Source organism: Rufibacter sp. DG15C, from assembly GCF_001577755.1.
In the GTDB taxonomy this organism is placed as follows: domain Bacteria; phylum Bacteroidota; class Bacteroidia; order Cytophagales; family Hymenobacteraceae; genus Nibribacter.
Window position 1 is genome coordinate 684,907 of record NZ_CP010776.1, and the last position, 11,586, is coordinate 696,492.

Consider the following 11,586-nt stretch of genomic DNA (forward strand, 5'->3'; position numbering starts at 1 on the left):
ATTTTTTTTGGCGCGGGGTATTGCGCTGAATAATTTCTTTCCTACCTTTGCATCACCAAACGATAGCAATGCTGTCTAAGGGAGATTGTCCGATGGTGTAACTGGCAACACGTCTGATTTTGGTTCAGAAGAGTCCAGGTTCGAAACCTGGTCGGACAACGTAAAAAGACGCCTCTACCTTAACCGGAGAGGCGTCTTTTTTTTATGTGCTCAGTTGTATTTTTTTGAAGGATAGGGTGTTAGCCAAGTATTTATACCGTACTTTTGCACCACCAAACCCTTCATCCATACAACTATGACTCCCACGGTAAAAATCTTCTCCGGCACTGAGTCCCGGTATTTCGCAGAACAGGTAGCGGCTGCTTACGGTACTACGCTAGGCGACTTAACGATTAATAGGTTCTCTGACGGGGAGCTTTCTGTCCATTTCAATGAGTCTGTGCGTGGTTGTGAAGTATTCTTAATTCAGTCTACTTTTCCGCCGGCAGACAACTTGATGGAGTTGATGTTATTAGTAGATGCGGCCAGAAGGGCTTCGGCGCACAAAGTGATTGTGGTGATGCCTTATTACGGCTACGCTCGCCAAGACAGAAAAGACAAGCCACGGGTTTCTATTGGAGCCAAAGTAATGGCCAACGCTATTCAGTCTGTAGGTGCTGACCGTTTGATGACCTGCGACTTGCACGCTGGCCAGATTCAGGGCTTCTTCGACATACCGGTAGATCATCTGGACGGGTCGGCTATATTTGTGCCGTATCTGCGCAGCTTGAACCTGGGTCAGGACCTTATTTTCGCCTCACCGGACGTGGGGGGCGTGGTAAGAACCAGAAGCTTTGCCAAAGTTTTTGGTGTGGAGATGGTAGTCTGCGACAAGCATAGAAAACGTGCCAATGAGATTGCCTCAATGCAGGTGATTGGAGACGTGGAAGGCATGGACGTAGTTTTGGTAGATGACTTGGTAGACACCGCCGGAACCATTACCAAAGCCGCCGAGTTGTTGAAAGCCAAAGGCGCCAAGAGCGTACGGGCAATTGCCACACACGGCGTATTGTCTGGACCGGCCTATGAACGCATTGAGAACTCTGTCTTGGAAGAACTGGTGATTTCAGACACCATTCCTTTAAAGCAGCAGTCTTCTAAAATAAAAGTACTGACGTTCTCTGACCTGTTTGCCAGAGCCATCAGCAACGTAGTGACCCATGATTCTATCTCGTCCCTATTCATTTAGTTAGAGACCAGAATCCAAGAGTAGTTTTTTCATTTTTTATTTATAAACAATTTTTATGCAAAGCTTAGAGATTATAGGGTTTAAAAGAGCAAATCTCGGTAAATCCGAAGCTAAGGCGCTTCGTGAGGAAGCTCAAGTTCCATGTGTATTGTACGGCGGTTCTGAGCAAGTTCACTTCTCATCACCGGCTATCTTGTTCCGTGAGTTGGTTTACTCTCCAAACGTGTATCAGGTAGAATTGAACGTAGAAGGCACTATCTACAAGGCCATCATGCAAGACTTGCAGTTCCACCCAGTTAATGAGCAATTGTTACACGTGGACTTCTTGTTGCTAGATGACGAAAAAGAAGTAAAAGTAGACGTTCCAGTACGTTACGTAGGAACTTCTCCAGGTGTAATGGCCGGTGGTAAATTGGTAACCAAACTGCGTAAACTACGCGTGAAGGCGCTTCCAGCTAACTTGCCAGATTCAATTGCGGTTGACATCTCTGACCTTGAGTTAGGTAAGTCTATCAAAGTGAACAAAATCACTCCTGAAGGCTACACTATCTTGACCAACCCACTTTCTCCAGTTGCTACGGTAACTATCCCAAGAGCCCTGAAGAGTGCTCAGACAGAGGAGAAAAAAGGCAAGAAATAGTCTTAGCTTTTCCCTTTTCAAAAATCCTGTTCTGCCTCGGCAGGGCAGGATTTTTCTTTTTAAGTGAAATCCTTAAATCAGTAATACATTCTCCTAATTCAGTCAGAGTCCGTTTTTAGCCTGTTTTCCAGAAATCAGCCGAAAAACGATCCTTGGCGCTGCCGTTTTATCCGCAATGCGCCAGAGACAAGGCAATGCCATTGTCTCTACAAACCGCGCCAGCGCACGCAGGCATTGCAACCCTTCACCACCTAGAAGTCCCCCGACTGACCTTGCGCAGGGCAGCCATCGGCTGTGCGCCCGGAGCATGGGCAGGGAGCAAGCATCGGATTATCAAATGGCAATGGCGTAAGCCTGCCATGAAACACGTCACGCCGGCCAAGTGCAAAACTTTGAGCCCGCCCTGTCCGAGCGGTCAGCGAGTTCGGGGGTTCTTGATTCTTTTGGTTAGGTTGAGCATCAAGGAGAAAAGTAACAAACGCAGGCAGTAAGTAAGGGAAAATGAGATTGGTAGTGATGGGTTTGGGAGGCAAAGGCCTAAATAAATAATCAGAAAAAGAAGTCATCCCCCTACCTCCTTCGAAGGAGTATAAAGAAGCCCTTAACCAAAAAAACCATTTTCAACCTATTTCTCAGAAAACAGCCCAAAAACGAAGCACCTTTCTGCCCCTTACAAAAGACACAGTATTGCTCGCTGTCTCCTGTTCAGTACCTTTGTAAAATGCTACACCGTTTATTCAACTGGCTTACCGGAAGCAAACCGCCACAGCCAACGGATGCAATACCTTCAGACATGAAATATCTACTAGTGGGCCTGGGCAACATTGGCCCAGAATACGCAGACACGCGGCACAACATCGGGTTTATGGTGTTGGACTATTTGGCCAAGAGGCAGGAGGTCTCCTTTGACACCGGCCGTCATTCCTTTGTCACCGAGTTCAAACACAAGGGCAAGCACTTTACGCTGGTAAAACCTACCACCTATATGAATCTGAGCGGCAAGGCGGTGGCGCACTGGCTGAGCGTTTTGAAGATACCCGCAGAGCAGATGCTGGTCATCACCGATGACCTGGCCTTGCCCTTTGGCAAGCTGCGCATGCGGGCAAAAGGCAGCGCGGGCGGGCACAACGGCCTCAAGCACATTGAACAGACCCTGGGCAGCAATGAATACCCTCGGCTACGCTTTGGCGTGGACTCGCAGTTCTCCAAGGGACGGCAGGTGGATTATGTGCTGAGCCCCTTCTCTGAAGACGAGAAAATTGACCTGGGCACCTACATTGAAAAAGCCGCTGAGATGAGCCTTTCCTTCGGGACCATTGGACTGGAGCGCACCATGAACTTCTTTAATAAATAGAAATTGCCGATACAGGCTCATAAAAAAAGGAACAGAACAATAGCTGTTCCTTTTTTTATGAGCTTCACTTTTTAAGAGGTTGACACCAAATGCAAGACCTTCAGCAAAGAAAACAGCCTAGGATAAACTGAGTTGTTTTCTTTGCAAGAATGGAAGTTTCTCTACTTTTACGGCGCAAACTCCATTTCATGAAACGCATCCTAGCCCTGTACGGCAACGCTTACGGGGGCCTCTCCAGAGAAGCCTGGTTTCTAGCCGCCGTTATGTTCATCAATAGAAGCGGGGCCATGGTGGTGCCTTTCCTGAGCGTGTACCTAACCGAGTCTTTGGGCTTTACGCTCAAGCAGGCGGGCATCTTGCTCAGTCTGTTTGGGGTGGGCTCCATGTGCGGCACCTTCTTGGGCGGCTGGCTTACAGATAGGATCGGGCATTTTAAGGTGCAGCTGGGCAGTCTAGTGATGGGCGGACTTTGGTTTTTCGTCATGATCCAGCTGGACACCTTTGCGCTGTTTGCCATTGGCATCTTCCTACTCAGCGTCATGACCGAATGCCTGCGTCCCGCCAACGCCTCTTCGGTGAGTCACTATGCCAGCCCTGAGAACGTGACCCGCGCCTTCTCCTTGAATAGAATGGCCATCAACTTGGGCTTCTCCATTGGTCCGGCCTTGGGCGGTCTGCTGGCCACTATCTCCTACCAGTTTCTGTTCATGGCCGACGGGTTCACCTGCCTGGCAGCGGGCGCCTTGTTTTACTTTTACTTCAGAAACAAGACCGGCCATACCATTCCACCCAAAACAAAGGACAAAGCACCATCCAAGTCTCCTTATCAGGATTGGCTTTTTGTGCTTTTTGCGGTGCTATGCTGCCTATTTGCCATCTGTTTCATGCAGTTTTTCAGTACCATGCCGCTGTATTTCAGGCAGGTGTATAGGTTGAGCGAGCTGGAGATTGGCGCGCTGCTGGCGTTTAATGGCTTGATTGTATTCTTTGTTGAGATGGTGCTGGTGTACTTGCTGGGGGACAAAGTATCTCTCTGGAAGCTCATTGTCTTCGGGCTGTTCCTGCTGGCGGCGGCCTTCGTGTTTTTGAACGTCTTCTTCGGGTTCTGGGTGTTGATTGTGTCTGTGCTGTTGATGAGCCTAGCTGAGATCTTTGCCATGCCGTACATGTCTACGCTCACGGTGCAGCGCTCTGGCCCACAGAACCGGGGCTCTTACATGGCCCTGTACAGCCTCTCCTACTCGGCAGCGCACATTGTAGCGCCCTACGTGGGCACCACCGTCATCGCCAACCATGGTTTTGCCACCCTGTGGTGGGGCGCCAGCGTCGTGTGCCTGGCCACCGCAGTCGGGTTTTATTTTATAGTCAGGCGCCTGACGGCCTTGGCATAGCCTGCGTTTTTGGCCTGTTTTGGTCAAAAGAGGCCAAAAACGAACAAATTTATTTCAACTCAGCACTTGAATACAATTCCATGAAAAACGTCAATGCGGTTCTACTCCTGCTCACCGTTCTTATCTTTTCTGGTTGCGCATCCGTTAATAAGGTCCAACAGCAGAAAGAAATGTTTGTATACGTGGGCACGTACGCCAAGCCAGACGCCGAGGGGATTTTCGGATACCAATTGAATGAGGAGACCGGCGAGCTCACGCAAGTCTTGCGCGTAAAAGCCGGGCCCAATCCTTCTTACCTTGCCTTAGACAAAGACCGCAAGCACCTCTACGCCGTCAATGAGGTCACCGAGTATGAGGGACAGAAAAGCGGTGCAGTGAGCGCCTTCGCCATTGACTCCAAAACCGGCGACCTCACCTTGCTGAACCGTCAGTTGAGCCTAGGCGGCGCCCCGTGCTACATCAGCGTAGACGAGAAGAATAAGCTGGCACTGATAGCCAATTACATGGGCGGCAACGTCACGGCCTTCCCAATCCAGGAGGACGGAAAACTGAAGAGTGCCACCGGCATGGATCAACACGTGGGCAAAGGCCCGAAGCCCCAGCAAGACGCCGCCCACGCGCATTGCATCCTGCCAGACCCAGCCCATAAGTTCGTCCTTGCCGTTGACCTGGGCATTGACCAGATCATCCGCTACAAAGTCAATACCGGTTCTGAAGACCTGTTGGAGAGACAGTCACAGCCAGCGTTTCAGGCGAAGGCTGGGGCAGGGCCGCGCCATTTGACCTTTCATCCCAACAAACGGTTTGCCTACCTCATGAATGAACTGGACGGCACGCTTTCGGCTTTAGAGTACAATAGTTCCAAGGGTTCTTTCACTGAGATAGAAACCGTCTCTGCCTTGCCTGAAGGCTACACGGGCGGGGTTTCTGGTGCAGACATACACGTCTCGCCTGACGGGCGTTATGTGTACGGCTCCAATAGAGGGCACAACAGCATTGTGGTCTTCAAAATAGACGAGAGGACTGGCAAGCTGACCTTGATGCAACACGTGAGCACGCACGGGGACTGGCCGCGCAACTTCACGCTCACGCCTTCGGGCAAGATGCTTCTGGTGGCCAACCAGCGTTCTAATAATATCACAACTTACCACGTAAACACGCAGACGGGAGAACTGACCTACACCGGAAAATCAATAGAATTGGCATCTCCGGTATATTTGCAGGTAGTGCCCGAATTTATGGCAACTCCCAAGTAACAAAGCTCAACTCCGTTTTGGTGCAATTTCTAGAAAACAGGCCAAAATCAACTCTATGATTATTATTTTACCAGTATTCTGCACAATCTACATGGGTAAAGTCAGATAAGATGCGCCAAAAATAGCAGGGTGGGTACGGTCATTGGGCAATAAAGTTGTCATTTCTAACGTGCAAGGTGCTGTATTTAGCTAATTTATGTTTTGTGAAACGCAATTTTCTTGTATCTTGGATTTCCAATTCAAACAATCATGCGTTTCTTAGCTTTCTTTTTTCTCTTTTTCTTTGCCTATACTGCGTCCGCGCAGGAGGTGAGATACTATTCCAAAAACTTTCAGGCCAACGTTCCTTCCAAGACGGGCCAAGAGCGACGCTATGTGGTAGAAGGCGATAAGTTGCGGGCAGAGGACTATCAGAACAGCAACCTTGTCCAAAAAAGCACCATCACCGGTACTACAGATTTTGTAGAGGCCGACGCCTATTTGTGGTACCTTAAAAACCAAGCCTCCAACCTGGTAAAGCCTTACTTTACTAAGTTAAAAGGAGTAGTACAGACTTACTCAGATGCGGGCGCGCCGTCTTCTGAAATCTATGCCAGAGCAGAAAAGATTAAATATGGCCAGGTTTGGGGCAATGAGAACCAACCGTTCTTGGTAAAAGGCGCCGGCCGTGACACGTATTGGAACGCAGACAAGACCGAGCAAAACATCACAGTGTACAAAGACTCTGCCTTGGTGGCTTCTTACATTTACAGACTAACTCAGAAAGATACGCTGTACACCAAGGTAGACAAGGTGGCTACGCCCAAAGGCGGCTTGGAGGTATTCAGGTTCCAACTTTCTTCTGCCTGTCCATATCCAAGCAAAGAGGTGATGGTAGGCAGCCAGACCACTATTTACATTCAGTTCACCATCAATGAGCAAGGTGCCTTGAAGGACTTTACCCCGTTAGATAAACCGGGTTATACCTTTGACGAAGCCACTATTGCCAAACTGGAAGCTTCTCCGGCCTGGACCCCAGCCACCTACAAAGGGCGAGCGGTTAAGACTAGGCAGTCGGTGCCAATCACCTTTAAGCAAGCCAAATAAGGAATCAGCTATAACCACAAAAAAGCCTCGCAGACTAATCTCTGCGAGGCTTTTTTTATGATGCTTGTTTTTGGGCTGTTTCACTGGAAACAGCCCAAAAACGAAGTTTCTATTTACTTAAGACACGCCGCCGCCGTTCACCACGGGTTTGGACGGTTGCATGAAGGCTAGGGAGCCATCAGCGTTCTCGGCCATCAGGAGCATGCCCTGGCTTAGAATTCCTTTGATCTCACGCGGAGCCAGGTTCACCAGCACAGACACTTGCTGCCCTATGATGTCCTCTGGGTTAAAGTGCTCAGCGATGCCGCTCACAATGGTACGCTGGTCCAAGCCCGTATCAACCTTCAGTTTGAGCAGCTTCTTGGTTTTGGCTACTTTCTCGGCTTCTAGGATGGTCCCCACCCGGATGTCAATCTTGGAGAAATCATCAAAGGTGATGTCTTCCTTAGCGGGCGCGGCCACGGCGTTGGCAATCTCATTGGCTTTCTTGGTATCCAAAAGCTTTTGCACCTGCGCTTCCATCACGGCATCTTCTATCTTCTCAAACAAGAGCGCGGCTTCGCCGATGACATGACCAGCTGGCAATAAGTCTGGGGAACCGGCCTGATCCCATTTGCCCGGCGTGTACTGCAGCATGTTGGCCAGTTTGGTAGCGGTCTCCGGCAAGAATGGCTCAGAGAGAATGGTCAAGCTAGCCGAAATCTGAAGCGCAATGTTCATGATGGTTTCCACACGCACCGGGTCGGACTTAAACAGTTTCCAAGGCTCGGTGTCGGCCAGGTACTTGTTCCCTAGGCGGGCTAGGTTCATGAGTTCGCCTAAGGCTTCTTTAAAACGATATTGTTCTAAAGAGGCAGCAATCTTCTCTGGAAAAGCGGCCAAATTAGCCAGCACTTCTTGATCAAAATCAGTCAGCTCGCCGCGTTGCGGGATGGCACCGTGGTAGTATTTATGCGTAAGCACCACCGCGCGGTTAATGAAGTTCCCGAAGATGGCTAGTAGCTCATTGTTGTTTCTGGCCTGAAAGTCTTTCCACGTGAAATCATTGTCCTTGGTCTCTGGCGCGTTGGCGCACAGCACGTACCGTAGCACATCGGCTTTACCTGGCAGGTCCTCCAGGTACTCATGCAGCCACACCGCCCAGTTGCGCGAGGTGGAGATCTTGTCGCCTTCCAGGTTCAGGAACTCATTGGCAGGCACGTTGTCAGGCAGCACGTAGTCGCCGTGCGCCTTTAGCATGGCCGGGAAGATGATGCAATGGAACACGATGTTGTCCTTGCCTATAAAGTGCACCAGCTTGGTCTCCTGGTCTTTCCAGTACAGCTCCCAGTCGGGCGTCAGATCTTTGGTAGCCGAGATGTAGCCGATGGGCGCATCAAACCAGACGTACAAGACTTTGCCTTCGGCGCCCTCTACCGGTACGGGCACGCCCCAGTCTAAATCTCTTGTGACCGCGCGCGGTTGCAGACCCTGGTCAATCCAGCTTTTGCACTGGCCGTAAACGTTGGTCTTCCAGTCGTTTTTGTGGCCTTCTACTATCCACTCGCGCAGCCAGGGCTCATATTGGTCCAGTGGCAAATACCAGTGTTTGGTTTCCCGCATCACGGGTTGCTCGCCGCTGAGGGTACTTTTGGGATTGATCAGGTCAGTGGCGCTGAGTGAAGTTCCGCAGCTTTCGCACTGGTCCCCGTAGGCACCGTCGTTGCCGCATTTGGGGCAGGTGCCCACAATGTAACGGTCCGCCAGGAACTGTTGGGCTTTCTCGTCAAAATACTGCTGGGTGGTCTGCTCAATGAACTTGCCCTCCTCGTAGAGTTTCTTAAAGAAATTAGAAGCCGTCTCGGCGTGAGTCTTGGACGATGTACGGGAGTAGACGTCAAAGGAGATATTAAAGTCAGCAAAGGACTTCTTAATCAGCTCATGGTACTTGTCTACGGCCTGCTGCGGCGTAATGCCTTCTTTCTTGGCCCGAATGGTAATGGGAACGCCGTGCTCATCTGATCCGCAGACAAACTTGACATCGCGCCCGCGCGAACGCAGGTACCGCGAGTACACGTCTGCGGGAATATATACGCCGGCCAAATGGCCAATATGCACGGGACCGTTGGCATAAGGCAAGGCGGCGGTAATGGTATATCTTTTAGGATTGGTAATAGCCATGTTCTCTTCTTTCAAAAAACAAATATAGTGAAAATGCAGGGACCTGCCTCCGGGGAGATTCCTATCAACCCGCCAAAACAAAACCTCGTTTTTGGCTTATTTTACCGAAAACAGGGCAAAAACGAAAGCCTGCAACCTCTAATTCAAAGATGACAGATATTAGGCTGAAAGCATTTGCTACATCTAGATAAACAAGTAAACCTTTCTTGCCCTACAGCAAAAACGCCGAAGCAGCTCCTTGGGTTAGAAAGAACTGGTTCGGCGTTTTTGCCCTGTTTTCCAGAAATCAGCCGAAAAATGGCTGCGCTTATCTAATGGTGTCCCGGCGAACGGTGTCTGGCTTCACAATGATTGGTGCTGGCGGCGTTGGCTGCGGCCGGGAGCGCAACAGCCTACGGCTACGGACCTCGGGCGGTTGGTTAGCCGGAGCGTTGGGACTGGCTTCCTCAATGTTCTTCTTGCGGTTCACGTCACTGGACTGCTGGTTCATGTCGCGCACGGTGGGTGTGGGTTTGTAGACCCGGGCGGGGTCTGCCCGCTGCACGGGGTTGTCCTTGCCTGAGGTACAACTCGCCATGGCCCAAGCGAAGAACAACAGGATGAAGGCCGTTTTTCGGCTGATTTCTTTAAAACTGCTCAAAAACGTCTTCATCTTATGATTAGTATTAGCGTGCGTTGCTTTGGCTCAGGTCTTGTCCGTCCATTTCTTGGATGGCCTTGTAGCCCACCTCGGTCAGGCGCAGGCCTGCTGGGTCTGGAATGGCGTAGGATTGGTTGCGCAGGTGCTCCTCGGCTAGTTTCTGTACATCCCTGAAGTGCTCATGGTCATCGGCTTTGTTCAGGAACGGATAGATCTCGGCCCAGGGCAATACCTCGTCTGCCTGGGTGCCAGAGGTTTTAAAAGCTTTTAAAATAAGCAGGGCGGTGTTCTCAATATTGGCGGTATTGGAGCTTAAATGCTCCATGTCCATGTTTTGCATATCCATAGTTTGGCAGTATAAGGTCTGAGAATAGAGTACGCAGACCTACCACCAAAAGATATGAGGCTAGGCTTTGAGGATGGCTGCTAAAACGCCGTCCCAGAGGTGCAGGCGCATGCGGTAACAGGCCACGGCCTCTTCATGGCACTGCCTCCATTTCTCATCATCCTGGCCGCAGAGAATAGAAACCATTTGCATGGCCAACGGCGAATGCATTTCCTCATCCAGGTGAATGTGGCGGTCCATGTAGTATTGAAAAGTGTCTACCGTGCCGGGGTAGCGGCGGCTAAGGTCACTGACCAAGTGCCTGAACATTTCTGGAATGACATCCTCCCTACCAAAGGTAAAGGCGGCGGCAATGCGATGGGGTTGTCCGCTCTGGATGATTTGAAAGGTGTGCTTGACAAAGTCCTGGGTGTTGCCGGGCACTGGCAGGTTCTCTAACTGGGTGTACACAGACTTGCCATGCTGCAGCCCATACAAGAACTCTAACATAAGGCTGGTGTCTGCGCCGCACTCTTCCATGGCGCGGGTGTAGAGTTCAAAATGGCTGATGGGCTGTCCGTCCTGGTCAATGTCTGTTTCTTCTTCCAGCACAATGGCGTTGATGAGCCTGCGGTTGGCAGGGTTCCCGAACGGCACCCATGGCACCTCTACACAGGTGAGGTGGCGCTGCAGGCTTTTGAGCAGGCTCATAAAGTCCCAGACCGCAAACACGTGATGCTCCATGAAGACCCGCAGGTTATTCAAGTCCTGGATGCTCTCATAGAGGGCGTGCTGCATGAGGGCCTCGCGGTGAGGTTTCAACTCCTCTTGTAGCCACTGAATCTTTTCATGGTTGATGGGCATAGCAGTATAGTTAGAACAGGCCTCTCTCCTAGGCAGAGCGAATGCAGAAGCACCTGTTGATGTACACGTATGGACAAAGCGAATATACAAAACCCGCCCTTGAAATGTGTCCCCTATACGTGGTTTCGGGCTTTAGGATGCACTGAGAGAACCTCTTTATCCCTTGAAAGTGAAATTCCTTTTTATAGTCATAAATCCTCTCCTTCTAATTGGCCATAATCCAGCATGAATCCTATGCCATGGGTGGTCCTAATACCTAATTTATACGCCTCTGTTTAAGACTGTTTAATAGTAATTAGTAGGCATGCAGCACATGTTTAATGCATGCTCCTATCCTTAAAAATTATAATTAACCAAAATCACTCTTCATTGGAACTTAACTATTCTAAATATGATTATTCAACCTAAATCAGAATTATCCACAAAATTTATATTCTAGGTTGATTATAAAACTATTATCATCCATAGCTTAGCATAAGTGATTTTTTAAACTCATTAAATATAATTTTTACAAGTATTTATTTTCATTTAGCAGAACCACAAATGGACTCTATAATATAATAATTACAATAAAACCATATAATTTATTCAGTAAAAATCTTTTTAACCAGTTTTCTAAACACCTAGAAAAATCAATTAAAG

Annotated in this window: 10 protein-coding genes and 1 tRNA gene; 7 read left to right on the forward strand and 4 right to left on the reverse strand. The window is 49.6% G+C overall.

What is annotated here, in order from left to right:
- Positions 1 to 86 precede the first annotated feature (86 nt).
- The 7 genes from TH61_RS02945 (at position 87) to TH61_RS02980 (ending at position 6,955) form a co-directional block, all read left to right on the forward strand.
- A tRNA-Gln gene (locus tag TH61_RS02945) sits at positions 87 to 159 on the forward strand.
- Positions 160 to 295: 136 nt separating this feature from the next.
- Positions 296 to 1,228 (forward strand): ribose-phosphate pyrophosphokinase, encoded by a 933-nt coding sequence (locus TH61_RS02950; RefSeq protein ID WP_066505686.1) that lies wholly within the window; start codon positions 296 to 298, stop codon positions 1,226 to 1,228.
- 55 nt (positions 1,229 to 1,283) lie between these two features.
- Positions 1,284 to 1,868 (forward strand): 50S ribosomal protein L25/general stress protein Ctc, encoded by a 585-nt coding sequence (locus TH61_RS02955; RefSeq protein ID WP_066505689.1) that lies wholly within the window; start codon positions 1,284 to 1,286, stop codon positions 1,866 to 1,868.
- A 793-nt stretch (positions 1,869 to 2,661) separates the two neighbouring features.
- Positions 2,662 to 3,222: an aminoacyl-tRNA hydrolase gene (pth, locus tag TH61_RS02965; RefSeq protein WP_066505692.1), complete on the forward strand. Its 561-nt coding sequence runs from the start codon at positions 2,662 to 2,664 to the stop codon at positions 3,220 to 3,222.
- A 188-nt stretch (positions 3,223 to 3,410) separates the two neighbouring features.
- A complete protein-coding gene (locus tag TH61_RS02970; RefSeq protein ID WP_066505694.1) occupies positions 3,411 to 4,613 on the forward strand; it encodes an MFS transporter in 1,203 nt (400 codons plus the stop codon).
- 80 nt (positions 4,614 to 4,693) lie between these two features.
- Positions 4,694 to 5,869, forward strand: coding sequence for a lactonase family protein (locus TH61_RS02975; protein ID WP_066505696.1), 1,176 nt, complete (start codon positions 4,694 to 4,696; stop codon positions 5,867 to 5,869).
- A 249-nt stretch (positions 5,870 to 6,118) separates the two neighbouring features.
- Positions 6,119 to 6,955 (forward strand): energy transducer TonB, encoded by an 837-nt coding sequence (locus TH61_RS02980; protein WP_066505698.1) that lies wholly within the window; start codon positions 6,119 to 6,121, stop codon positions 6,953 to 6,955.
- Positions 6,956 to 7,072: 117 nt separating this feature from the next.
- Here the strand turns inward: TH61_RS02980 and metG are convergent, their stop codons facing one another.
- The 4 genes from metG to TH61_RS03000 all read right to left on the reverse strand — a co-directional run bounded on the left by metG (position 7,073) and on the right by TH61_RS03000 (position 10,944).
- The gene (metG, locus tag TH61_RS02985) at positions 7,073 to 9,115 is read right to left on the reverse strand and encodes a methionine--tRNA ligase (protein WP_066512472.1); all 2,043 of its coding nucleotides are present in this window, start codon (positions 9,113 to 9,115) and stop codon (positions 7,073 to 7,075) included.
- A 307-nt stretch (positions 9,116 to 9,422) separates the two neighbouring features.
- Positions 9,423 to 9,767: a hypothetical protein gene (locus TH61_RS02990; RefSeq protein ID WP_066505701.1), complete on the reverse strand. Its 345-nt coding sequence runs from the start codon at positions 9,765 to 9,767 to the stop codon at positions 9,423 to 9,425.
- A gap of 13 nt (positions 9,768 to 9,780) precedes the next feature.
- Positions 9,781 to 10,101 (reverse strand): hypothetical protein, encoded by a 321-nt coding sequence (locus tag TH61_RS02995; protein WP_157600522.1) that lies wholly within the window; start codon positions 10,099 to 10,101, stop codon positions 9,781 to 9,783.
- Positions 10,102 to 10,161: 60 nt separating this feature from the next.
- Complete coding sequence (locus TH61_RS03000; protein ID WP_066505705.1) at positions 10,162 to 10,944, reverse strand: DUF3050 domain-containing protein; 783 nt, start codon at positions 10,942 to 10,944, stop codon at positions 10,162 to 10,164.
- Between the last annotated feature and the right edge of the window lie 642 nt (positions 10,945 to 11,586).

What these genes read in the sequence shown, in the direction of transcription:
- TH61_RS02990 (WP_066505701.1), bottom strand. Translation starts at nt 9,767, where the DNA reads ATGAAGACGTTTTTGAGCAGTTTTAAAGAAATCAGCCGAAAAACGGCC.
- TH61_RS02980 (WP_066505698.1), top strand. Translation starts at nt 6,119, where the DNA reads ATGCGTTTCTTAGCTTTCTTTTTTCTCTTTTTCTTTGCCTATACTGCG.
- TH61_RS02950 (WP_066505686.1), top strand. Translation starts at nt 296, where the DNA reads ATGACTCCCACGGTAAAAATCTTCTCCGGCACTGAGTCCCGGTATTTC.
- TH61_RS02995 (WP_157600522.1), bottom strand. Translation starts at nt 10,101, where the DNA reads ATGGATATGCAAAACATGGACATGGAGCATTTAAGCTCCAATACCGCC.
- TH61_RS02970 (WP_066505694.1), top strand. Translation starts at nt 3,411, where the DNA reads ATGAAACGCATCCTAGCCCTGTACGGCAACGCTTACGGGGGCCTCTCC.
- TH61_RS03000 (WP_066505705.1), bottom strand. Translation starts at nt 10,944, where the DNA reads ATGCCCATCAACCATGAAAAGATTCAGTGGCTACAAGAGGAGTTGAAA.
- TH61_RS02955 (WP_066505689.1), top strand. Translation starts at nt 1,284, where the DNA reads ATGCAAAGCTTAGAGATTATAGGGTTTAAAAGAGCAAATCTCGGTAAA.
- metG (WP_066512472.1), bottom strand. Translation starts at nt 9,115, where the DNA reads ATGGCTATTACCAATCCTAAAAGATATACCATTACCGCCGCCTTGCCT.
- TH61_RS02975 (WP_066505696.1), top strand. Translation starts at nt 4,694, where the DNA reads ATGAAAAACGTCAATGCGGTTCTACTCCTGCTCACCGTTCTTATCTTT.
- pth (WP_066505692.1), top strand. Translation starts at nt 2,662, where the DNA reads ATGAAATATCTACTAGTGGGCCTGGGCAACATTGGCCCAGAATACGCA.